We start from the raw sequence: 23,141 nt of genomic DNA on the forward strand, positions 1-23,141 counted from the left end.
GCCCGCCGCAACCGGGACGGCCACCTCCTGTTCGGCGGCCGAAAGCTCGTGCGGCGGATACCGGCATATCGCCGCCGCTGATTTCGCGCAGCTGTTACCGATGTGCCGAGCCCACCTATGCGCCGAGGATCATCTCGTCGAACCGGCCGAATCGTCAGAGGAGAGGACGCGTGATGGGACATATCCGGATTCTGGGGGCAGGCGAATGCGGGCTCCCGTTGGCACATCGGCTGCTGCACGCGGGTCGTCCGGTAACACTGGTGGCGGCCCGTTCGGCCGCCGACGTGCTGAACGGCACGGTGACCAGCACCCAGGTCAAGTTCCCGGCGACACTGGACCTGGAAACCACTGCGGGACTGGGACATTGGCGATCTTCGGCACCCGAGATACGCGGCATCCGGCTGGCCGCGGTGATGGACGGCCAGCGTGTATTGGGCTGGACCGGCCGGTTCGCCCGGCCGGCGCAGAGCGTCGATCAGCGCACCGTGTTCGCGCGCTGGCTCACCGACTATGTCGACGCGGGCGGGGATCTGGAGATCGGCGATCCGCCGGTGGCCGAAGTGGACCGCCGGGCGGCCGAATACGACCTGACAGTGGTCACCCGCGCGTCGGGCGAGCTGGCCGCGTGCTTTCCCGCCGACCCCGGCTGGCCCGCGCCCGGCCGCCCCGCCCGGCAGCTGGCCGTGCTCTACCTCGAGGGTGTGACCCCGGACCCGGACGACCTCGGAATCTATGTATCGCTTCCCGGTCTGGGTGAAGTGATCTCCTATCCCGGGCTCACCGGTGCGCCCGGCGCGGAGCGGCGGTGCGAGATGCTGCTGATCGAGGCCCGCCACGGTGGCCCCCTCGATGTCTTCGCCCCGAATGACCCACCGTCGGAGCAGTTGCGGCGGGCCCTTCGTCTGCTGGACACCCATCTGCCCGCCGATCTCGCGGATCGCTATCGCACGGCCGAATTGACCGATGCCCGTGCCGCACTGACGGGTGCGGTGAAGCCGGCGGTGCGCCGGCCGGTGGGAACCCTTCCCTCCGGGCGGCCGGTGCTCGGGGGCGGTGACGTGGTGTGCCGGATGGATCCTGGTGGCGCCCAGGGCGCGAACAACGCCGCCCACTGCGCGCAGGCCTACGCCGCCGCGATCCTGGACTGCCCGGACGGGCCGTTCGACCGGTCCTGGATGATGTCGGCCGCGACGCCCTGGCTCACCGGGACCGCGCACCATGCCGCGCGGTGGACGGCGGCGGTGCTCGACCCGCCGGCCGAGATGCAGCAGTTCATGCTGGCCGCGCAGGACGATCCCGCACTGGCGAACGCCTTCGCCGACACTTTCGCCAGGCCGGCCGATATGGTCCGCTTCACCACCGCCCGGGACGCGGACCCCGCCTCGCTCGGGTGATCGCGATGGCGCCGGTGGCCCCGGCCGGACGCGGCGTGGGTCTCACAGCGGGGACTGTGGTGGGCACGGGGGGAATTCCACTGGTAGACCGGCCAGGGCCCGGTGGAACGGCCCGGGCCGCCGGGTGAGCGCGTCCGCCGGTACGGCCGGCCGCAGATCGGGAAGGGCGTCCAGCAATTGATCGATGGCGCCTTGGGCGATCAGGTATGCCGCGGACCTGGCCGGGCAGGAATGCGGGCCCGCGCCCCAGGCCAGATGGGACCGGTTACCGGTATGGTCTCCGTTGATGATCGCGGGATCGTTGTTGCACCCCGCCAGGCTGATCACTACGGGTTGGTCCGCGGGCAGCCAGACGTCGTCGATCAGAATCGGTTGCCGTGGGTAGGTGACACTGAAATTCGCCATCGGCGGGTCGGTGAACAACACTTCGTCCAGCGCGTCCCGGGTGGCCAGCGCGCCGCCGAGGAGACTACCGGCGAACCGGTCGTCGGTGAGGATCAGCAGCACGGTGTTGATGATGAGGTTCTGCAGGGGCTCGATTCCGGCACCGTAGAGGATGACGATCTGATGGATGAGTTCGGCTTCGTCGAGATTCGCGGGGTGGGCGAGCACCCGCGAGGTGATGTCGTCACCGGGTTCGGCACGTTTCAACTCGACCAGTTCGAGCACCGCGGCGCTGAGCATCCGGTTGCCGCGTTCGGCGTCCACACCGTCGAACACTGTCTGGGTGGCTTCGGCGACCTTCCGGCCGATTTCGGGTGGGCAGCCCAGCATCGCGTTGATCGCCTCGAACGCCAGCGGAAACGCGTACTGGGTAACGAGATCAGCGGCCCCGGTCTCACAGAAAGCGTTGATCAGCGGGACGGCGATCCGCCCGACGACACCGTACAAGGCGTGCAGATCGACGCCGTCGATACCGGCGGTGTTGACCCCGCGGTAGCGGGCATGCTCGGCGCCCGCGCTGCGGATCGCGCTCGGCCGCCATTCCAGGACGGGCAGCACCGGGCAATCGGCGGGAATACTGCGCTGCCAGGCACGGGGGTCGGCGGGGAATCGTTCGGGATCGTTGAGAATGCGCAGAGCGGCGCGATATCCGACCACCAGGGTGGCGGGCACCCCGGGTGCCAGTTCCACGGGTACCAGCGAGCCGTATCGGTCACGCATCCTGCGGTATGCGGCGTGCGGATCGGCCGCGAACTCGGCGGAGTACAGGGGTACGCGGGGCTCGTCGCGACCGGCGGGCGAAGCGTGATGGCCGGTGACGGCCGGGGGTATGGGCAAGTGGACGACTCCAGCGACAGGACGGTGCTCTTCAGTGCAAGGTCTGTGCCCGCGGCCGTCGGACTGTCGCACGGTCGTGAGCGGTCCAAGGATCGCCCAGTAGGTAGATCGACGACATCGGTAGGACCGCCCCTACAACACGATCGATACCGTGCGCCGTATCCTGGGCGACCGCGCCTACGAGGCGGCCGAACGAGAGGGTGAGCTCCTGCGCCCGGGCACGATTCACCCGGCGCCGAGAAGCGTGTCGCGCTGGTCGTCGATCACGGACCGTATCGCGGCGACGACCGCGGCGACTTCCGGACGACGCAGGGTCTCGGTGCGGGCCACCAGCCAGTAACCGAGAGTCACGGCCACCGAATCGGCCAGGACCCGTACCAGGTCCGGATGGCGATCGGCCATGAAACAGGGCAGCAGGCCCAGCCCCGCGGATGCGCGGGTGGCCTCCACGTGCACGAAAACATTTGTGGAGGTCACCGATTCCCGCATGGTGGGGACGTGACCGGAGGCCAGGTCGAGATCGTCGACCTGGAGCATCGAATCGATGAAGTACACCAGTGGATACCGGGCGAGCTCATCGATCGTCGCCGGGACGCCGTGTTCTCGCAGGTACGCGCGCGAACCGTAGAGGCCCAGGCGGTAGTCGGCGAGATGGGTCGCCGTGGCGCGGCGCACCCGCGGTTCCCCGACGACGACCTCCAGGTCGAGCCCGGAGCGCTGTTGCGACGCCCGCCGGGTAGTCGCCACGAGTTCGACCGCGATATCCGGATGCCGCCGGCGTACCGCCGCCGCTGCGGGGGCGGCGATATAGGCACTGAAGCCGTCGGTCGCCGAGAGCCGGACCACACCTGCCAGCACCCGGTTCCCACCCGCGTCCGCAGCGAGTGATTCCACCGCCGACTCCACCGCCTCGGCCGCGGCCAGGGCTTCTCTGCCGAGATCGGTCAGTTCCCAGCCGCCGGTCACCCGGGTGAGTACCCGGCCGCCGAGGGTCTGCTCCAGCGCGGCGATCCGGCGGGAGATGGTGGTGTGGTTGAGGCCGAGTTGCTCGGCCGCGGTCACGAATCGTCCCGAACGACCGACGGCCAGCAGTACGAGAAGGTCGTCCGCGCTGGGGCGACCAGGGAAGGCCGTGCTCATATCTGCAGTTTTGCACATCCGCACTGCAGTAATGGTCATTGCGGGGCCCTCGGTCTGCACCAATACTCGATGCAGCCGAGCAATGTGGGGCCCGTCACATCACCAGAGGTGAGGTGGCCCCGGGCACAAAGGAGAAGTGCGATGAGGGAGCACAGCGCCGGACCGGACCCGGCGGTATCGAAGGACGCCGGATCCGGTGGAACGGCCGCCGGCCTGCGGCGCGTGGTGGCCGCGTCGATGGCGGGCACAGTCGTGGAGTGGTATGAATTCTTTCTCTACGGCACCGCCGCGACGCTGGTGTTCAGCAAGGTGTTCTTCGCGGAGGGCACCAGCGACCTGGATGCGATCCTCGCCGCGTTCGTCACCTACGCGGTCGGTTTCGCGGCCCGCCCGCTGGGCGGCGTGGTCTTCGGACACTACGGCGACAAATACGGCCGCAAGAAACTGCTGCAGTTCAGTCTCGTCCTGGTCGGCGGCGCCACCTTCCTGATGGGCTGTCTGCCGACCTTCGGCCAGATCGGTTACTGGGCCCCGGCCCTGCTGGTGGCGCTGCGCTTCATCCAGGGTTTCGCGGTCGGTGGTGAATGGGGTGGCGCGGTACTACTGGTCGCCGAGCACAGTCCGAGCCGCAGCCGCGGTTTCTGGGCGAGCTGGCCGCAGGCGGGCGTGCCCGCGGGAAATCTGCTGGCCACGGTCGTGCTGCTGGTGCTGACCACGACACTGTCCGACGAGGCGTTCCTCGGCTGGGGCTGGCGGGTCGCGTTCTGGCTGTCGGCGGTGGTGGTGCTGGTGGGGTACTACATCCGCACCAAGATCACCGACGCGCCCATCTTCGTCGCCGCGCAGCAGGAAGCCGAGGAGATCAAGGCCACCTCGCTGAGTGTCGTCGAGGTGCTGCGCCGCTACCCGCGCGGTGTGCTCACCGCGATGGGGCTGCGGTTCGGCGAGAACATCATGTACTACCTGGTGGTCACCTTCACCATCACCTATCTGAAGGTCGAGGTGCACGCCGACACCTCGGTGATCCTGTGGTGGCTGCTCGCCGCGCACGCCGTGCACTTCGTGGTCGTTCCACTGGTCGGCAGCCTGTCCGACCGCATCGGACGCCGGCCCGTCTATATGATCGGCGCGCTGACGGCGGCCACCTGGGGCTTCTTCGCCTTCCCGATGATGGACAGCGGTAACAACCTGATCATCGTGTCCGCCATCATCATCGGACTGGTCTTCCACGCCTTCATGTACGCCGGGCAGCCCGCGATCATGGCCGAGATGTTCCCGACCCGCATGCGCTATTCCGGTGTGTCCCTGGGATATCAGGTGACCTCGATCGTGGCCGGATCCCTCGCGCCGATCATCGCGGTCAAGCTGCTCGATACCTACGGGTCCTCGGTGCCGATCGCCTGGTATCTGGCGGGCGCGGCGGCGGTCAGCGCGATCGCCGTCCTGGCCGCACGCGAGACGAAGGGACTCGACCTGGAGAGCATCGATCGCGCCGACGCCGAGAGCCTGGCCCCGCGCGCCACCGAGGTGGCCGCGCGATGAGCGACCTGGTGGGGCGCAGCGCCCTGGTCACCGGCGGTGCGAGCGGTATCGGCGCGGCATGCGCCCGGGCGCTCGCGGCGCGCGGCGCCACGGTGACGGTGGCCGATATCGACGCGGCCGGCGCCGCGGCTGTCGCCGGGGAACTCGGTGGCGAGTCGTGGGCGGTCGATCTGCTCGACGTCACGGCACTGGAGGAACTGGAACTGGGCACCGACATCCTGGTGAACAACGCCGGGGTGCAGCACATCTCCCCCATCGAGGAGTTCGCGCCACAGCGGTTCCGCGACCTGCTGACGCTGATGGTCGAGGCGCCGTTCCTGCTGGTGCGCGCGGCCCTGCCACATATGTACCGGCAGGGCTGGGGGCGGATCGTCAATATCTCCTCGGTGCACGGCCTGCGCGCCTCCCCCTACAAGGTCGCCTATGTGACGGCCAAACACGGGCTGGAGGGGTTGTCGAAGGTGACCGCGCTGGAGGGCGGCCCGCACGGCGTGACGAGCAACTGCGTCAATCCCGGCTATGTGCGCACTCCCCTGGTCGACGAACAGATCGCGGATCAGGCCGCGGCGCACGGCATTCCCGAACAGGAAGTGCTGGAGAAGGTCCTGCTCACCGAGAGCGCGATCAAACGGCTCGTCGAGCCGGACGAGGTCGCCGCCCTGGTGAGCTGGCTCGCCGCCCCGGAGGCCGGGATGGTCACCGGTGCGGCGTACACGATGGACGGCGGCTGGAGCGCGCGATGAGGGCGCGCTCCGGCCGCCCGGCCCGGCAGGAGAAATAGAATGCGACCGCTGTGGGTGCCGACCGAACAGGACCTCACCGAGGCCACCCTCACCGACTTCGCGCGATTCGTCGCGGAACGCACAGGCGAGGACTTCGACGATTATCACGCGCTGTGGCGATGGTCGGTCGAAAACCTCGAGGGATTCTGGCACGCGCTCTGGGACTATTTCGCACTCGGTGATATCGCGGGCGAAGTGCTGGCGGACACGCGGATGCCGGGCGCGCGATGGTTCCCCGGGACCCGGCTCAACTATGTCGACCAGGTGATCAGCCAGGCGCGCTCCGACCGTCCCGCGATCAGAGCGGTCGGCGAGGACACCCCGGTCCGCGATATCTCCTGGGCCGAACTGCTCGACCACACCGCCGCTTTCGCCCGTACCCTGAGCGCCCTGGGCGTCCGGGCCGGCGACCGGGTGGCCGGGTATCTGCCCAATATTCCCGAAGCGATCGTCGCGTTCCTGGCCACCGCGAGTATCGGCGCGGTATGGAGCGCCTGCGGACAGGACTACTCGCCGAAAGCCGCGCTGGACCGGCTCGGGCAACTCGAACCCACCGTCCTGGTCACCGCCGACGGTTACCGATTCGGCGGCCGGGCACACGATAAACGCGCCGATATCGCCGCCTTGCGTGCGGGCCTGGACTCGATCCGCGGCACGGTGGTGATCCCACGTCTGGGACTCGCGGTACCGGATGCGATCTCCTGGGACGACGCGATCGGCGACCCCGGGCCAGTGCCACCGGAGATAGTCACGCAACCCGTGGATTTCGACCATCCTTTATGGATCGTGTTCTCTTCCGGCACGACCGGCCCGCCCAAGGGCATCGTGCACGGGCACGGGGGCGTGTTGCTGGAACACCTCAAGGCCGTGGCATTGCAATCCGATATCGGCCCCGCAGATACCTTCTTCTGGTACACCAGCCCGAGCTGGATGATGTGGAATTTCCAGGTCGCGGGTCTGCTCACCGGGGCGACCGTCGTCACATACGACGGCAGCCCCACCGCCATGGCCCCGGACGCGCTGTGGCGGATCGCCGCCGACGTCGGCGCCACCGTCCTGGGTATCAGTCCGGGTTATGCGCTGGCCTGTATCAAAGCGGGCTCGGTTCCGCATATCGACCACGATCTGTCGGCACTGCGCACAGTCGGCGTGACCGGCTCCGCGCTACCGGCCTCTTCGGCGCGGTGGCTGAGCGAGCACGCCGGCGACCACGTACGGGTCTGTTCGATCAGTGGCGGCACCGATGTGGTGTCGGCGTTCCTCGGCGGCGCACGCACCGTACCGGTGTGGCCGGGCGAACTGTCGGCGCCCTTCCTCGGTGTCGCGGTGGACGCCTACGACCCGGCGGGGCGGCCGGTGCGGGGCGAGGTGGGCGAACTCGTGATCACCGCGCCGATGCCGTCGATGCCGGTCCGCTTCTGGGACGACGCGGACGGTGTGCGATATCGCGAGGCGTATTTCGATACGTTTCCCGGTGTATGGCGGCACGGCGACTGGATCACCGTCACCGATCGCCACAGCGTCGTCGTGCACGGCCGCTCCGATTCCACCCTCAACCGGCACGGTATCCGAATGGGCAGCGCCGACATCTACCAGGCGGTCGAACGGCTGCCGGGTATCGCCGAAGCACTGGTGATCGGCGTCGAACAGCCCGACGGCGGCTACTGGATGCCGTTGTTCGTGGTCCCGACGCCCGGCGCCGAACTCACCGCCGAACTCGAGGCGCTCATCGCCGGCACCATCCGCACCGAGGTCTCCCCCCGGCACGTGCCCGACGAGATCATTCCCGCCCCCGGTATCCCGCACACCCGCACCGGCAAGAAACTCGAGGTACCGATCAAAAAACTGTTCCAGGGCGCCGACCCGGCTCGCGTCGTCGATCCCAGCGCGGTGGACCGTCCGGATCTGCTCGACTGGTACCGCACGGTCCGGCCCGGCGGTCGCGGCCCGGGGTGATCTACCCGGTTTCTCGTGCCTTTCCACGGGTAAGGCGGCCGGCGGGGGGCCTGAACAGGACAGGAGGCAGCCGTGAGCGAGAAATCCTTCCGCACAGGTGACAAAGTCGAATGGAACAGCCACGGCAGCACGGTCGAAGGTGAGGTGGAAGAGGTGATCACCTCCGACACCGAGGCGGTCGGCCGCACGGTCCGCGCATCCGACGAGGACCCGCAGTACCGGGTGCGCAGCGCGAAGAGCGGCCGCGACGCCGTTCACAAACCCGACGCACTTCGTCCCCGGCGCGACTGAGCCGTCGCGGTGGAGGCATGACACGCTCCACCGCGCCTGCCCGCGCCATCCGGAGCGGCGATGGTCAGTTCGCCGCGGGGTCCTGCTTGATCGCCGACACCTCGAATTCCAGGACGACCTTGTCGGCCACCAGCACACCACCGGTTTCCAGCGCCGCGTTCCAGGTGATGCCGAAATCCTTGCGGTTGATGGTGGCCGAACCTTCGAAGCCGACCCGGACATTGCCGAACGGGTCGGTGGCCTGGCCTTCGAAGGTGAAGGGGACGGTCACGGGCCGAGTGACGCCCTTGATGGTGAGGTCGCCGGTGACGTCGAACGTGTCCGGACCGGTCGGCGTGATCGCCGTGGAGCGGAAGGTGATCTCGGGGTACTCGTCCAGGCCCAGGAAATCGAGTCCGCGCAGATGCTTGTCGCGGTCGGCATTGCGGGTATCGATGCTGGCCACCTGGATCGTCACCTCCCCCGAGGAGTTGGCCGGGTTCTCGCCGTCGAAGAACGCGCGGCCGGTGAAGTCGTTGAACGCGCCGCGCACCTTGGTCACCATGGCGTGCCTGGTGACGAAACCGACCCGAGTGTGGGTCGGGTCCAGTACGTAGGTACCGCTCAGCTCGTTCACGTTCGTCGCGGTCGTCATCCTGTGCCTCCGAGTCCTGGTTGTTGATGTGTCATATAAAGCCTCCTCCGCTATTGGTGATATGTCAACTACTGGGTTACGCTGGACGTATGACCGAGACGCGATGGCTCGACGAGCGCGAGCGCCGGGCCTGGCGGGGCTACCTGACGATGCATGCCCGGTTGGTCGCCCGCCTGCACCGGCAGCTACAGCAGGATTCGGGTCTGTCGCTGGCCGATTTCGACGTCCTGGTCCAGCTCACCGACCGGTCCGAGCCGCGGATGCGAGTGGGCGAGCTGGGCCAGGCCTTGCAATGGGAGAAGAGCCGGCTTTCCCACCACCTGGGCCGGATGCAGCGGCGCGGGCTGGTACTGCGCGAGGACTGCCCGGACGACGCCCGCGGCGCCTACATCGCGCTCACCGAGCAGGGCCGTGCCGCGATCGAACAAGCCGCGCCGCGACATGTCGACACCGTGCGCGAGCTGATCTTCGACGCCCTCACCGACGACCAGGTGGATGCCCTGGCGTCGATCGCCGGCCGCATCCTCGACAAACTCGACGACACGGACGAGGACCGTTCGGCAGGGCGCGCTCTACCTCCTCGGTGAACACGGCCGCCGAATCGTGCGCATATCTCCTCGATTCGCCGCACCGCCGGAGCCTTCGCTTCGGCCTCCGGGCCGACTCACCCGCTGTGGTGCAGAACGTCGGAGGGGCTACGCCCATAACAGCGGTAGTAGGCGGCGGCGAAGCGCCCCGGGTGGGCGAATCCCCACGCACGGGCGATAGAGGCGACGGTCTGTCCATCGCCGGGGGCCGCCGCGAGGAGTCGTTCGTGCGCCCCCGCCAGCCGTAGCCGCTGCAGGTAACGCAGCGGAGTGGTGCCGAGATGGCGGCGAAATGCCAGCTGCAGGGCCCGCGGGGTGACGAAGGCCGCCGCAGCGACCGCGGCGACGGTAATGTCGTCGTGCACATTGGTTTCCAGGTAGGCGATGGCGCGACGCACCGTGTCGGGATGGGCGTCGCGGCGGTCGGCTGCCCCCGGTGCGGTGACCGCGGTGGTGGACACGGTCGCCAGTACTGTCGCTGCCAGATAGTCGGTGGCGGTCGCGATCAGCAGTGGATTGCCCGCGGTGGCGGGGTCGGCGGCGAGGTTCTTCAGATGCGTGATCGCCTCGGTGAGCCGACGGGTGGCGGCCGGAGTGCGCGGCGCGGCAGCGGTGATCCGCACCGGTGTCCCGCCCTCGCCGGCGGCCAAGCGGTCCAACAGTGTCGAATCGAACAGGGTGAGGTCGTAGCGGCCGGCGTGGATGATTCCCGCGGACGGAAGCTCGTTCGCACCGAGCAGCCCGATCCGGCCGGGCGTGAGGTCCTCGGTTCCGCCGCCGGGACCGTTGTGTGCGATCGCTCCGGCGTGCACACTCGCCAGACACAGCGTGTCCGACCGCTCGACACCGTAGGAGAGATCGAACCCGAGAGCGATCCGGTCCAGTGTGACGGGACCCAGCACGTCGCGGCGCAGGCCCACCGAGGTGTGCCGCGGGCCGGTGTGGCCGATCGACACCCCGGGGTACGCGGTACGAAGAAATGCCTCTATCTCGCCGAGGTTTTCGCTGTGGAACACCGGATAGCGCACCGCCTAGGATTTCTTTCGGAGCCCTCGGCCGCCGGTTGGACGAGAACCCACCGGAGCACGATTCGAATCGGCCAAGGGCACGCCACTCGGCCTATCGCCGGGGCGGCAACGGGTCAGGCGGCCCTACGGCCGCGGGGCATCGGGACACCGTCCATGACCTCTGTCCACCAGCTCTGCAGCGGGCTGGGGTCGGGCCATTGCACGTCGATATCGCGCGGGACGACCCGGCCCGGCGACGATTCGCCGACGGAGGCCGACCCGGTGATCACGGAAGCGGCGGCAGTACTGGTCATGACAACATTGCTGGCTGACATGCGGGTGACTCCTGGGCAGCGGGCGGCGGGCCCGGCGCATTCGGCGGGCCCACCGCCGGAGGGACTAGGAGAGATCGGATGGACAGCGTCGGCCGAACCATTTCACGTTCACCGGTACGGCCGCCGGGCGGGGCCGTCAGGCGCTGATGGCCTGCCGCTCGCTGTCGTGGCGGGCGACCTCGATCTTGCGTGGTTTGGCCTTCTCCGACACCGGAATGACCAACCGTAGGACGCCGTCGCGGTAGTCGGCCCGGATCGCCTCGGTATCGAGGTTCTCGCCGAGGAACAGCTGTCGGCTGAACACCCCGCGGGTGCGTTCGGCCGCGATCATCGACCGGCTCGAGTTCAGCTCCGGCCGTGACGCGCGCACGGTCACCACATTGCGTTCGACATCGAGGTCCAGCGAATCAGGGTCGATCCCGGGCAGGTCCAGTTCCACGAAGAATTCGTCGCCCTCACGCCAGGCGTCCATCGGCATCACTGCCGGGCGCGCCGGGGTACCGAACACCTGCTGGGTCAGGCGGTCCAGGTCGCGGAAGGGGTCGGTACGCATCAGCATGGTCGCCACCTCCAGTTCACTCCATTTCACTGTCGAAGGGAACTAAGATTATCTGTGTCATCTGACAGAGATAATTTTTAGCACTCTCCACAGAGGAGTGCAAGTGGTGCCGGTAGAAAATATGACGCATCGAACAAGGCGAAGCAGTCCCTCCGGCCTGGGAGGGCGCCCAGGAGTGGAGGGGTGCACCCGGCGACGACCCCGGTGGACCACCGCTTCGGTGGTGTCCCGCGCCGCGCCCCGCCGCGCAGCACGCCGCCGCATCGAACGACCGAGGCGGCGGCCACTGCGCGACTCCACACGAGCAGTTCCGTGACAACGCGCCGGGTTGCGGCGGCTACGGAATGCGATACCCCCGGAAGATCACGGATACGCGGGACCGGAAGCCGAGCCGCTCATAGAGGGCGATCGCACCCGTGTTCCCTTCCGCGACATGCAGAAATGGATATTCGCCACGGGCCTCGATACGGGTGATGAGCGCACGGATCAGGTGGGCCGCATGGCCCTGACCCCGCGCTTCGGGGGCGGTACAGACGGCACTGATCTCGGTCCACCCCGGTGGCCGGAGCCGTTCCCCCGCCATGGCCACCAACCGGCCGCTGTCGCGGATACCGAGGTAGGTGCCGAGTTCCCGGGTGCGCGGCCGGAAGGGGCCCGGCCGGGTGCGCGCGACGAGGTCGAGCATTTCGGGCACGTCGTCCACCCCCAGTTCGACCACCCCGCGATCAGCCGTCGGAGCGGGCGAGCCGCCGCCGGAGAAGATCATCTGCCGGCCCGCGAGGGTGAAGACCTCTTCCCAGTCCACCGGCGGCGCCGCCGCACAGCTGAACATATCGGCGAGTTCGCCCGGTCCGAGCAGCCGCGCGAGATCGGCCCAGGCCTGTGGATCCGGATCCACACCGACCGCGGCGAAGGTCGCGACATCGGGCAGGTAGGTGAGGGCCCGGCCGCTCCGGCGGGCCAGATGCGCATGGCGCCCGCGCAGTGATTCGCCCACCGGGTCGTCCAGCACAGCGGTGTCCAGGGCCACCGCGGTACCGCAGATCTCGTCGTTCGCCACCCGCCGAGTATGCCGGGCGGCGCAAACCACGACCGGGAGACCCCGGACACGCAGAGAGCCGGGAAACCGGGGTAGGCGGACAGGCGGGGCTAGCGTGGGGCGGCGTGCCGGCCGGGCACAGCGAAGCGCCCTTCGACGGGAGGTAGCGATGTCTGTGGTGATCCGGGGGATCGGGTGGATCACGCTGTACGTGGCGGTGGCGGTGGTGCCGCTGATCTTCGCCGTCATCGGACCCGTCGAGGGCGGACGGGGGTTCTGGGTGGAATTCTCGGTGGCGCTGGGCTTCGTGGGAATGTCGATGCTCGGCGCGCAGTTCGCACTGGTCGCCCGTTTCCGGGCTGTCGCGGCACCTTTCGGTGAAGACGCCCTGGTGCAGTTCCACCGCCAGGTCTCCTATGTGGCACTGGCGTTCGTTCTCGCCCACCCGATCCTGCTCCAGATCGGGGGCGTCGACACCGTGGCGCTGCTGAACCTCGCCGAGGCGCCGTGGCGGGCCCGCTGCGCGGTGGCGTCCACGGTGCTGCTGCTGGTCGTGGTGGCGACCTCGGTGTGGCGGCGGCGCCTGCGGATCCGCTACGAAGTGTGGCAGTTGGCGCACGGCGTGCTCTCGGTGGCGGTGGTGGCCCTGGCGCTGGCACATATGCTGCTGGTCGGTTACTACCTAGACGCCCTCTGGAAGGTGTGGTTGTGGACGGTGATGACCCTCGCGCTGGTCGGGCTGCTGGTGTGGGTGCGGGTCCTCGCGCCGATCCGGCGACTGCGGCGGCCATGGCGCGTCGAGCAGAACACCGCCGAACGTGGTGATGCCCGGACACTGATCCTCACTCCGGCCGGACACGACGGTCTGCGGTTCGCGCCGGGACAGTTCGGGTGGCTGACCGTCGGCCGATCCCCCTTTGCCGTCACGGCGCACCCTTTCTCCTTCTCATCCAGCGTCGAAGACCCCGACCGAGTCGAGATCACCATAAAGGCGCTGGGCGATTTCAGCTCCACCGTCGGCGACATCGCACCCGGGACCCACGCCTTCCTCGACGGCCCGCACGGAGTGTTCAGCCCCGACCGCCATGAAGGCCCGGGATTCGTGCTGATCGCGGGCGGCGTCGGCATCACCCCCATGGTCTCGATGCTGCGCACCATGGCCGACCGCGGCGACCGCCGCCCCTTTCTGCTGATCTACGCGGTCCGGACCATGGTCGAACAGACTTTCGGCGACGATATCCGCGCGCTGTCCCGGAGTCTGGACCTCACCACGGTGCCGGTCCCCCAGGACCCACCACCGGAGTGGGAAGGCGAGAACGGGTTCGTGGACCGCGCACTGCTGCAGCGCCACCTCCCCGACCGATATCGACACCGGCAGTTCTTCATCTGCGGGCCCACCCCCATGGTCACCGCCATGGAGGACGCCCTCGCCGCCCTGGGCGTACCGGCCGACCGCGTTCATACCGAACGATTCACCTTCGTCTGATCCGGAGGCCCAACTGTGCGACACACCTACACCACCCGCGCCGTATGGGCGATCACCCTCGTCCTGCTCGCCGCCTGCGCCTGGTTCGCCCTGGCACTCGCCTGAGTCGGCAACGGCCGGCCAAAACTGTTGTCCCGGTGTGCACAGCGCGATAACCTCAATCGAGTTAGCAGAGGCTAACCTCTGATCGAGCAAGCGGACGAGGTCGGGTAGTGGATATCAACAGGCGCCGACTGCTCCGAGCCGGCCTCGGTGTGAGCGCGATTCTGGCAGTCGCCGCGTGCGGAAGCAATTCGCCCGGTTCGAGTCACGACGCCGGTGGTCCGCCCAGACGTGGCGGAGCTCTGCGCGTCGGGGCGCTGGGTAAGTCGTCCAAGATCGAGCGCGACCCCCACGCCACGCTGAGCAACGACAGCGATTTCCTGATCATGTCGCTTCTCTACGATCCGCTGACCGTGCCCGGCGCCGACCCCAATGTGGCTCCGCGGCTGGCGGCTCGCTGGGAGGCGGACGCGGACCAGCGCAAGTGGACTTTCACTCTCGCCGAAGGTGCGAGTTTCCATGACGGACGGCCGGTCACCTCGGCGGATGTGGTGTGGTCGCTTCGCCGGTTGCGCGAGATAGCCGGGGAAACCAAGGTTCCGGTGTCTTCGGTGGCCGACATCCGGCCCGCGGGCCGGGCTGCGGTGGAGCTCACCTGCGCTGCTCCGAACAGTCAGCTGCCGCTGCTGCTGCGGATGATGACATTCGTGGTACCCGAGGGCACCACCGATTTCGCCAGGGGGGTGGGTAGCGGTCCGTTCCGGCTCGAGTCCTTCGACCGCGGCAACGCGCGGCTGGTGCGTAACGATGCGTGGCACGGCGGCCCGCCCCTGCTCGACGCGATCGAGGTCACTTTGTTCGAGAGCCCGGAGTCGATGTCGAACGCGATCATGGCCGGTCAGATCGATCTGGCTTCCAGTGTCGGCGCGGTGGCCGGGCGCACCGCGGAACGCCGAGGTGATCTGAAGGTCGTCCGGCGGCCCGACGATGTCGCGGTGGCGATCGCGATGCGCACCTCGGACGGGCCGTTCGCCGATCCGCGGGTGCGGGAAGCACTGCGTCTCATCGTCGATCGCGACGCGATGGTGGCACAGGTCCTGTCGGGGTACGGCACGGTCGCCAACGATGTTCTCGGTACCGCGGATCCGAGCCTCGACCGCTCCCTGCCACAGCGCACGCGCCATATCGACCGGGCGAAGGCACTGCTGGCGGAGGCGAAGTTCGACACGTCCAAGACCTATCGGCTGGTGACCAAACAGGAGGCCGCCGGCGAAGTCGACTCCGCGCGAGTCTTCGCCACCCAGGCCGCAGATGCCGGCCTGACGATCGAGGTCGTCGTCCAAGAGGCCAACGACTTCTACGACCGGACCTGGCTGCAGGCGCCTCTCTACACGGTCAACTGGGGCACCAACGACTCGGTGGTGTTCTTCGCCAGCAAGGTCATGACATCGCAGACCGCGTGGAACGAGACCCACTTCGCCGATCCTGCCTTCGACAAGGCCTACGCCCGGGCACTCGCCGCGCCCGCCGGTACCGAATTCATCGAGGCGAGCCGGGAAATCCAGCAGATCCAGTACGACCGTGGTGGTTACATCGTGTGGGGCATGGCCGACGGAATCGATATCGCCGCGGCCTCGGTTCAGGGGCTGCCCGACCTCGGCGGGTACGGCCGGGTACAGCTCGAACGAGCGTGGTTGTCGAGTTGAGGAAGGTCGCCGGTCTGGTGGCGCGCCGGCTCGCTCTGCTGTTCGTCCTGCTCGCCCTGGTCTTCCTGGTGGTCGATCTGCTGCCGGGCAATGCCGCCCGCGCCGTGCTCGGGCGGGACGCGCCGGCGGATCGAATCGCCGCCAAAGAACACGAACTGGGTCTCGACCGCCCGTTGCCGGAGCGTTTCCGGTCCTGGTTCACCGGTGCCGTGACGGGCGATTTCGGTACCACCGCCCATGGGCAGTCGGTGAACGAGCTGCTCGCCGAGAACTTTCCCCAGACACTACTGCTTGCCTCGCTCGCCATGCTGGTCACCGTGACGGTCTCGCTGCTGTGCGGGATGTGGTGGGCGGCACGGCCCTCCGGTCTCGCCGCGCGGGTACTGCAACCGGGAACAGCCTTCGCCACCGCGATTCCGGAGTTCGTCGTGGCGATCCTTCTCGTGCTGGTGTTCTCGTTGTGGCTGGGTGTCCTGCCTTCGGTGACCTTCACCGATCGATCGGGCTACCCGGCCGGCCCGGAAATGCTGGTGCTGCCGGTCCTCGCGCTGGCGATACCGCAGGCGGCCTGGAACGCGCGTGTCGTCCGGGGCGCGGTGCTCGACGCGGCGACGGCTCCCCACGTCGTCAACGCCCTGTTGAACGGACTGCCGGAGCGGACGGTCCTGCTCCGGCATGTGGTTCCGTTCGCGCTGCCGGCCATCGCGGCGTCCTTCGCCACCTCGGTGGGGACCCTGTTCGGCGGCGCCCTCGTCGTGGAGACGATATTCAACTACCCGGGGGTGGGTGCGCTGATCGCCGGCTCCGTATCCGACCGCGATACGGCGCTGGTCGCCGCGATCGTGGCGCTGACCGGCACAACCATCATGTGTGTACTGCTGGCGGCCGACGGCATCCGTATCCGGGCGAACCGGGGCCGTCGATGATGCCCGTACTCACTCGCCGCAGGGCCGCGGCGGCCGTATCCCCCGCCGTCCTGATCGCCGCGCTCGCGGTGGCCGGCCCCTTCCTCGCGCCGCATCCGGTCGACCATCCGGTGGGCATCGCGTTCGAAGAGCCCAGCGGCCATGCCTGGCTGGGCGGTGACCGGGTCGGCCAGGATGTCGCGAGCCGGCTGCTGCACGGTGGCTGGGGGTTGCTGGTTGTCGCAGCGGTCATCGCCGGGCTGGTCACCACCTGCGCGGCCGTCCTGGGTTCGACGGCCGCGCTGCACGCGCGCGCCGGCGCGTGGATCGAACGCGCCGCGGATCTGTGCATGCTGCTGCCGCCGGTGCTGGCGATTCTGCTGTTCATGCTGTCCTGGCCCGAGTCCGGTACCGCCGGCCTCATCACTGTCGCGGTCGTTGCGGGAACCCCTTATTCGGCACGCGTATTCGCCGCGGCCGCGAGTGGTGTCGCGCGTTCGGGCTTCGTCGAGGCCGCCCGAGCGCGCGGCGAACGACTGGGTTACCTGGTATTGCGCGAATTGCTGCCGAACCTGCGTCACACACTGCTCACTCAACTCGGTTTGCGGTTCGTGGAGGGCATCTACATCGTCAGTACGGTGTCGTTTCTGCAGTTGCCGGCCTCGTTGGGTGAGGCCAATTGGGCGGTGATGGTACGGGAGAACGCGCCGGGCATCCTGCTCAATCCGGCGGCGGTGCTGGCCCCGAGTCTGGCGATCGGCCTGCTGGCCGTGAGCGTCAACAGCGCCGTGACGGCCTTTGCCGGAGAGCGACCGATATGAGCGACGGCGTAGTCGTCGACGATCTGTCGATCCACACACTGTCCGGCGCCCAACTATTGGCACCGATATCGCTGCGGGTACCGCCGGGGAAGGTGGCCGCGTTGACCGGCCCGTCCGGTACCGGCAAGACCACGCTGATGCGGGCTCTGCTCGGGCACCTTGCCCCCGGTGCCACCCGGACGGGCGGCACCGTGCACGTCGCGGGGCAGGATGTCTTCGCCCTGCGTCCCGCCGCACGGCAACACTTCCGGCGGCGGAACATCGCCTTCGTGGATCAGGACCCGGGCGGTGCGCTCAACCCTGCCCTGCGCGTGCGCACCCTGCTCCGAGAAGCCGCGTCCCGGCCCAGCGACAGCATGCTCCGCGCCGCCCTCGCCCGGGTGGGCCTGCCCGAATCATTCCTGGGCCGGCGACCCGGCGAATTGTCCGGTGGCGAACAGCGGCGGGTGGCGCTCGCTATCGCCCTCGTGCGCGAGGTGGGCGTCATCGTCGCCGATGAACCACTCGCCGGTCTACACGCGAACCTGCGCAATGCGATCGCCGACCTCCTGCGCTCACTGGCCACCGATGACAACATCGCGCTGGTGGTCTCCGGGCACAACACCGAGATACTGCACCGTCTTGCCGACGATGTCGTCGAACTGGGCGAGTCACGGACGGCCCTGGCTCGGCTCGCCGCGTGCGCCGCGGAGGCGCCGATCTCCGGTCCGCCCGCACTGGAGGCCGCCGCGATCTCCGCGACGGCCGGGCGCACGCGCCTGCTCCGCTCCGTGGCTGTCACAGTCCCGGCGGCAGGGTCGGTGGCATTGACCGGCCCGTCCGGGGCCGGGAAAACCACGCTGGCGCGGGTTCTCACCGGAATACACACCGAGGCCACCGGCACCCTGCTGGTCGACGGCCGTCCGCTGGCCGTCGGCCGGGCCCGCCGAACCCGTCGCGACCGGCGCCGCGTCCAGTTGATCCCGCAGCACCCGCTGTCCACGCTGAACCCGAAACACACAGTGCTGCAAGCCCTGTCACGACCGCTACGTCTCAGCGGCAACACGGCCCGCGCCGAGATTCCCGAACGCGCGGCCGCCCTGCTGCGCAGCGTCGACCTCGACCCCGGACTATTGCACCGTTACCCCGGTGCGCTCTCCGGCGGTCAGCGCCAGCGCGTGGCCATCGCTCGCGCACTCGGCGCCGAGCCCGACCTCCTCATCTGCGACGAGATAACCTCCGCGCTCGACGACCGGACCGCCCGGTCGATCATGGATCTGATCGAGCGCACCCGGCACACCCGCGGGATCGGAACACTCGTCATCAGCCACGATATGGCCGTGGTCGCCGCCTACTGCCAGCAGATCGTGGTCCTCGGCAACGGCGCCGTCGTCGAACAGGGCCCTACCGCCGAGGTACTCGCCGCCCCGCACGCGGTGGAAACCAAGGCCCTGCTCGCCTGACAAGTGACCTGCGCGGCCCGGATCAGAACGGATAGCGCTGGATCTCGGACTGCACAGTGATCCATTGGGTTTCGGTAAAGGTATCGAGGTTGGCGGTCGGCCCGCCGAACCGGCCGCCCACTCCGGAGGCCTTCAGGCCGCCGAACGGGATCGGCGCCTCGTCGTCCACGGTTTGATCGTTGATGTGCACGGCGCCCGAGACGATCCGGTCGGCGAGTTCGTAGGCCTTGAAGGCATCGCCGGTGAGGATGCCCACGGACAGGCCGTACTCGGAGGCGTTGATGATGTCCACGGCCTCCTCGATCGTGTCGTAGACCAGGACCGGCGCCACGGGACCGAAGATCTCCTCGGTCCAGGCGGGATTGTCCGGCGTGAGGCCGGTGAGAACGGTCGGCCGATAGAAGAGATCGGTGAACTGCCCACCCGCGGCCACCGTCGCACCCGCCTCGACGGCCGCGGTGACCAGTCCGTGGACCCGGTCGCGCTGGCCGGCATCGATGATCGGTCCCAGCGCATTCCCCGGGTCGGTGGGATCGCCCACCGGAATGTGCCGCGCTTTGTCCGCCAGGGCGGCCACGTACTCCTCGGCGACGGACCGGTGCACGAGATGCCGGCCGGTGGTCATGCAGATCTGCCCCTGGTGCAGGAACGATCCCCAGGCGCCCGCCGACGCGGCCGCCTGCACATCCGCATCGGGCAGCACCAGCAGAGCATTGTTACCGCCCAGCTCGAGGTGAACTTTCTTGAGCAGCGGCCCGGCCGCCGCGGCGATCCTGCGCCCGGCGGCCGTGGATCCGGTGAACGACAGGCATGGAATACGCGGGTGTTCGACCATGGCCGCGCCCAGTTCGCCGCCGCCGGGCAGGACATGCAGCACCCCCGCGGGCAACCCCGCCTCCCGCAGCAGTTCGGCCAGGGCCAGCCCGCCCGAGATCGGGGTACGCGGATCCGGTTTGAGGATCACCGCGTTACCCAGGGCGAGCGCCGGCGCGACCGACCGCATCGACAGGATGGCCGGGAAGTTGAACGGCGAGATCACGCCCACGATCCCCACCGGAATCCGGCGGGCCACCGACAGGCGAGGTTTCCCCGAACGCAGCATCTCCCCGTACGGGTGCGCGGCCAGGGCCGCGGACTCCTGCAGTTCGCTCCGCACCAAACCGACCTCGAAGGCCGCCTTGCCCTGCCCCGAGCCGGCTTCGGCGACCAGCCAGGAACCCAGCCGGTCCGGGTTCTCCCCCAGCAACTGCGCCGCACGCAACAGGACGGCGACTCGCTCGTCGTAGGTACGGGCCGCCCAGTCCTGTTGCGCCGCAGTCGCCGAGTGCACCGCGGTCTCCAGGTCCGCGCTCCCGGCTTCGCCCACGGTGTCGAGTGTCGCGCCGGTGGCGGGTGACACCACGGTCAGGGTGCGGGAAGCGGGACGGAAGGCGCCGTCGAACAGCGCGTCGCGCCAGACGGTGTCGGACGAGTCGGCGGGGGTGGTCATGGAGGAACTCCTGCGGTGTCGTATATCGGAGGCAGTAGCCGCGAGGACGACCATCCTCGCGGCACACGCCGGCTGTGTCCAAAAATGTCGGCTTCGGCGCCGCGGACCGGGGCCCTCATCGCCCCGGTCCGCGACTCCGCCGAGCCGGAATCGGGGCAGGCCCCGACCGTTCGGTCGTGCGGCGATCCGTCAGCGGCCGCCGGGTGGGCGACCGCAGGCGGTCAGGCCGCCTGCTGCCATCCGGTATAGGCCTCCGCCAGGTAGGCGGCGCCGTGGCGGGAACCGGTGACCAGCGCAAGCTCGCCGCGCTGCCGTGCGATATCGAACGGGGAGGCCCCCTCCACGGAGTGGAGCATGGTGGTCATCCAATAGGAGAAGTGCTGAGCCTTCCATACCCGGTCCAGAGCCCGTTCGGTATAGCGGTCGAGGGCCTCGTCCCCGGCGCCGGCCAGGAAATCGGTGATCGCCTCGTGCAGCACACGGACATCGGCGAGCGCCAGGTTGAGCCCTTTGGCACCGGTCGGCGGTACGGTGTGCGCGGCATCACCGGCGAGCAGTAACCGGCCGTAGCGCATCGGGGCGGTGACGAAGGAGCGGAACGGCAGCACCATCTTCGCGCTGATCGGCCCCTCCTGGATCTCGAAACCGTTCCCGTTGACCCGGCGGCGCATCTCCGCCCAGATGCGGTCGTCGTCCCAGTCCTCGGGTCGTTCGCCGGGTGCGCACTGGAAATACATCCGCTGCATCGTGGGCGTGCGCTGGCTCACCAGCGCGAAGCCGTGCTCGGACTGCGCGTAGATCAGTTCCGGATGCGAGGGCGGCGCCTCGGCGAGGAACCCGAACCAGGCGAACGGGTATTCGCGGAACCATTCAGCCCGGGTTCCGACCGGGAAGGCCTTGCGGCAGATGGACCGGGAGCCGTCGGATCCGACCACCAGTTCCGCCTCGATCCGGCCGGGGCGACCGTCGGAATCGATGAAGGACACCACGGGCCGGGCACCGGAGGTGTCGACCGCGGTATCGGAGACGCCGTAGCGCACATCGCCCCCGTCGGTCTCCCGGCGGGCCGCCAGGTCGGCGAAGACATCGTTCTGCGGGTACAGCCAGACGGATTCGCCGACCAGTTCCTGGAAATCGATACGGTGGTTCTCGCCGCCGAACCGGAACACCACACCGTCGTGCCGGTCGCCGTCGGTGATCACCCGATCCGACACCCCGGTGTCGACCAGCGTGCGCACCGATCCCGCTTCGAGGATTCCGGCGCGGATCGTGGTGGCGATATCGTGCCGGCTGCGGATATCGATCACCACCGAGTCGATTCCGGATCGGTGCAGCAGATGGGAGAGCAGCAGCCCGGCCGGGCCCGCCCCGACAATCGCTACCTGGGTCCGAGTGGTGGTCACAGTGCGTACTCCTTCGTATCGCCGGGTCCGGTGGTGGGTGCCGTGGGTTCGGAGTACCGGGCGGCCAGGCGCGGGACTGTCGCCAGTGCGAGCAATCCGATCGCGGCGACCACCGCGAAGAAGTAGAAACCCCACGGATGGGCGGAACCGGCCACGATGAGCGCACCGGTGATACTCGGCCCGAAGATGGCGCCGAGGCGGCCGACCGCGGAGGCGAGACCGAGCGCGGTGGCGCGGACCTCGGCCGGGTAGGCCTGGGTGACATAGGCGTAGACGAGCACCTGGGCCGAGAAGACGAAGATGCCGGTCACCAATACCAGGGCATTGAGCAGGAACGTGTTGGGCACCTTGATGCTCAGCAGGGCGAGCAGCACCGCGGCCGCGCCGAACCAGACCAGGATGGTCGGTTTGGTGCCGCGCCGGTCGGCCAGGGTTCCCGCGACGATCAGGCCGATGATGGCGCCGATGTTCAGGACCAGCAGCAGGGTCAGCGAGGTGGACATGTTGTACCCGGCGTCGCGCATCAGTTTCGGCAGCCAGGTGTTGAGCCCGTAGACCAGCAGCAGTCCCATGAACGAGCCGACCCACACGCCGAGGGTGGTGCGCAGGTACTTCGGCTGCAGGACCACGGTGGGGCCGACGCGTTCGGTCTTGCTCTGGGCCGCCAGATAGGCATCGGATTCGGGCAGCTTCCACCACATGAGCGGCAACAGCAGGAATCCGGCGATACCTCCGGCATAGAACAGGATCTCCCAGTTCGGCACGAGCCAGAGCGCGAACAGCGAGGCCAAAACCGCGCCGAAGTGGTAGCCGGTCATGGTGAAGGTGCTGGCGAACGCCCGGCGCGAGGCGGGCATATGCTCGGCCATGAAGGTGAGCGCGGTCGGCATACAGGCGCCGAGCCCGAGCCCCGCGAGCAACCGGAAGGCGCCGAACACGGCCACCGATCCGGCCCACGGCACGGCGATGGTGAACACCGAGAACAGGGCGATCGAGGCCAGCAGAACCGAGCGGCGGCCGTAGCGGTCGGCGAGCGGGCCCACTCCGGCGGCGCCGATGGCGACGCCGACCAGAGAGATGGTCGCGGCGAAAGTCGCACCGGAGGCGGTGAACCCGACGTGGTTCTCGTCGATCAGGGTCGGGATGACCGCCCCGAGGACGACGAGGTCGTACCCGTCGAGGAGCACGGTGAGCCAGCACAGCGCGGCCGGCCACGACAGCAGTTTGTTCATGATGGGAGTTCTCTTCTGATCTTCGGGTCGGACGACGCGACCCGGTCTGTGACGGCACTCACGCTAAG

The 23,141-nt window shown here is 68.7% G+C and carries 21 protein-coding genes; 11 read left to right on the top strand and 10 right to left on the bottom strand.

The genetic code is table 11. The features are described from left to right. Positions 1-173 precede the first annotated feature (173 nt). Positions 174-1,394, top strand: coding sequence for a styrene monooxygenase/indole monooxygenase family protein (locus NS4_RS05740; RefSeq protein ID WP_063058455.1), 1,221 nt, complete (start codon positions 174-176; stop codon positions 1,392-1,394). A 42-nt stretch (positions 1,395-1,436) separates the two neighbouring features. Here NS4_RS05740 and NS4_RS05745 read toward each other — a convergent pair whose 3' ends face one another. Together NS4_RS05745 and NS4_RS05750 are read right to left on the bottom strand one after the other, a co-directional pair. Continuing rightward, a complete protein-coding gene (locus tag NS4_RS05745) occupies positions 1,437-2,675 on the bottom strand; it encodes a cytochrome P450 family protein (RefSeq protein WP_063058456.1) in 1,239 nt (412 codons plus the stop codon). 225 nt (positions 2,676-2,900) lie between these two features. Then, complete coding sequence (locus NS4_RS05750; protein WP_245665112.1) at positions 2,901-3,815, bottom strand: LysR family transcriptional regulator; 915 nt, start codon at positions 3,813-3,815, stop codon at positions 2,901-2,903. Between the two features lie 141 nt (positions 3,816-3,956). On the opposite strand from NS4_RS05750, the gene NS4_RS05755 reads away from it, so the two are divergent. From NS4_RS05755 to NS4_RS05770, 4 genes are all read left to right on the top strand, one after another. Next, positions 3,957-5,357 carry an MFS transporter gene (locus NS4_RS05755; protein ID WP_063058458.1) on the top strand — a complete coding sequence of 467 codons (1,401 nt, stop codon included), beginning with the start codon at positions 3,957-3,959 and terminating at the stop codon, positions 5,355-5,357. After that, a complete protein-coding gene (locus NS4_RS05760; protein WP_063058459.1) occupies positions 5,354-6,100 on the top strand; it encodes a 3-hydroxybutyrate dehydrogenase in 747 nt (248 codons plus the stop codon). Before NS4_RS05755 ends, NS4_RS05760 begins: the two co-directional genes overlap by 4 nt. 39 nt (positions 6,101-6,139) lie before the next feature. After that, positions 6,140-8,095, top strand: a complete 1,956-nt coding sequence (locus NS4_RS05765) for an acetoacetate--CoA ligase (RefSeq protein ID WP_063058460.1) — start codon at positions 6,140-6,142, stop codon at positions 8,093-8,095. Positions 8,096-8,167: 72 nt separating this feature from the next. Continuing rightward, complete coding sequence (locus NS4_RS05770; protein ID WP_063058461.1) at positions 8,168-8,386, top strand: hypervirulence associated TUDOR domain-containing protein; 219 nt, start codon at positions 8,168-8,170, stop codon at positions 8,384-8,386. 64 nt (positions 8,387-8,450) lie between these two features. Here NS4_RS05770 and NS4_RS05775 read toward each other — a convergent pair whose 3' ends face one another. Further along, on the bottom strand, positions 8,451-9,020 hold the full coding sequence (locus NS4_RS05775) for a YceI family protein (protein ID WP_063058462.1): 570 nt from the start codon (positions 9,018-9,020) through the stop codon (positions 8,451-8,453). Between the two features lie 89 nt (positions 9,021-9,109). On the opposite strand from NS4_RS05775, the gene NS4_RS05780 reads away from it, so the two are divergent. After that, positions 9,110-9,607 (top strand): MarR family winged helix-turn-helix transcriptional regulator, encoded by a 498-nt coding sequence (locus tag NS4_RS05780; protein WP_063058463.1) that lies wholly within the window; start codon positions 9,110-9,112, stop codon positions 9,605-9,607. 77 nt (positions 9,608-9,684) lie between these two features. On the opposite strand, the gene NS4_RS05785 is transcribed toward NS4_RS05780, so the two are convergent. The 4 genes from NS4_RS05785 to NS4_RS05800 form a co-directional block, all read right to left on the bottom strand. Continuing rightward, positions 9,685-10,623, bottom strand: coding sequence for a helix-turn-helix domain-containing protein (locus tag NS4_RS05785; RefSeq protein ID WP_245665114.1), 939 nt, complete (start codon positions 10,621-10,623; stop codon positions 9,685-9,687). A gap of 125 nt (positions 10,624-10,748) precedes the next feature. Next, positions 10,749-10,949 (bottom strand): hypothetical protein, encoded by a 201-nt coding sequence (locus NS4_RS05790; RefSeq protein WP_157105908.1) that lies wholly within the window; start codon positions 10,947-10,949, stop codon positions 10,749-10,751. Positions 10,950-11,085: 136 nt separating this feature from the next. After that, entirely contained in the window at positions 11,086-11,508 is a 423-nt protein-coding gene (locus NS4_RS05795) for an Hsp20/alpha crystallin family protein (RefSeq protein WP_063058649.1), read from the bottom strand. Between the two features lie 337 nt (positions 11,509-11,845). Further along, entirely contained in the window at positions 11,846-12,568 is a 723-nt protein-coding gene (locus NS4_RS05800; RefSeq protein WP_063058466.1) for a GNAT family N-acetyltransferase, read from the bottom strand. A 148-nt stretch (positions 12,569-12,716) separates the two neighbouring features. Here NS4_RS05800 and NS4_RS05805 point away from each other — a divergent pair, with 148 nt between their 5' ends. The 5 genes from NS4_RS05805 (at position 12,717) to NS4_RS05825 (ending at position 18,949) form a co-directional block, all read left to right on the top strand. Further along, a complete protein-coding gene (locus tag NS4_RS05805; protein ID WP_063058467.1) occupies positions 12,717-14,033 on the top strand; it encodes a ferredoxin reductase family protein in 1,317 nt (438 codons plus the stop codon). A 212-nt stretch (positions 14,034-14,245) separates the two neighbouring features. Continuing rightward, positions 14,246-15,781 carry an ABC transporter substrate-binding protein gene (locus NS4_RS05810; RefSeq protein ID WP_063058468.1) on the top strand — a complete coding sequence of 512 codons (1,536 nt, stop codon included), beginning with the start codon at positions 14,246-14,248 and terminating at the stop codon, positions 15,779-15,781. Further along, on the top strand, positions 15,778-16,707 hold the full coding sequence (locus NS4_RS05815; protein ID WP_063058469.1) for an ABC transporter permease: 930 nt from the start codon (positions 15,778-15,780) through the stop codon (positions 16,705-16,707). The genes NS4_RS05810 and NS4_RS05815 overlap by 4 nt, the downstream gene beginning before the upstream one ends. Then, on the top strand, positions 16,704-17,507 hold the full coding sequence (locus tag NS4_RS05820; RefSeq protein ID WP_169811728.1) for an ABC transporter permease: 804 nt from the start codon (positions 16,704-16,706) through the stop codon (positions 17,505-17,507). The genes NS4_RS05815 and NS4_RS05820 overlap by 4 nt, the downstream gene beginning before the upstream one ends. Beyond that, entirely contained in the window at positions 17,504-18,949 is a 1,446-nt protein-coding gene (locus NS4_RS05825) for an ABC transporter ATP-binding protein (protein WP_063058471.1), read from the top strand. Before NS4_RS05820 ends, NS4_RS05825 begins: the two co-directional genes overlap by 4 nt. A 22-nt stretch (positions 18,950-18,971) precedes the next feature. Here the strand turns inward: NS4_RS05825 and NS4_RS05830 are convergent, their stop codons facing one another. From NS4_RS05830 to NS4_RS05840, 3 genes are all read right to left on the bottom strand, one after another. After that, positions 18,972-20,438 carry an aldehyde dehydrogenase family protein gene (locus NS4_RS05830; protein WP_063058472.1) on the bottom strand — a complete coding sequence of 489 codons (1,467 nt, stop codon included), beginning with the start codon at positions 20,436-20,438 and terminating at the stop codon, positions 18,972-18,974. 221 nt (positions 20,439-20,659) lie between these two features. Next, positions 20,660-21,841: a 4-hydroxybenzoate 3-monooxygenase gene (locus NS4_RS05835; protein WP_063058473.1), complete on the bottom strand. Its 1,182-nt coding sequence runs from the start codon at positions 21,839-21,841 to the stop codon at positions 20,660-20,662. Beyond that, positions 21,838-23,073 carry an MFS transporter gene (locus NS4_RS05840; RefSeq protein ID WP_063058474.1) on the bottom strand — a complete coding sequence of 412 codons (1,236 nt, stop codon included), beginning with the start codon at positions 23,071-23,073 and terminating at the stop codon, positions 21,838-21,840. The genes NS4_RS05835 and NS4_RS05840 overlap by 4 nt, the downstream gene beginning before the upstream one ends. Between the last annotated feature and the right edge of the window lie 68 nt (positions 23,074-23,141).

This window comes from Nocardia sienata NBRC 100364 (genome assembly GCF_001613205.1).
Taxonomy (GTDB): domain Bacteria; phylum Actinomycetota; class Actinomycetes; order Mycobacteriales; family Mycobacteriaceae; genus Nocardia; species Nocardia sienata.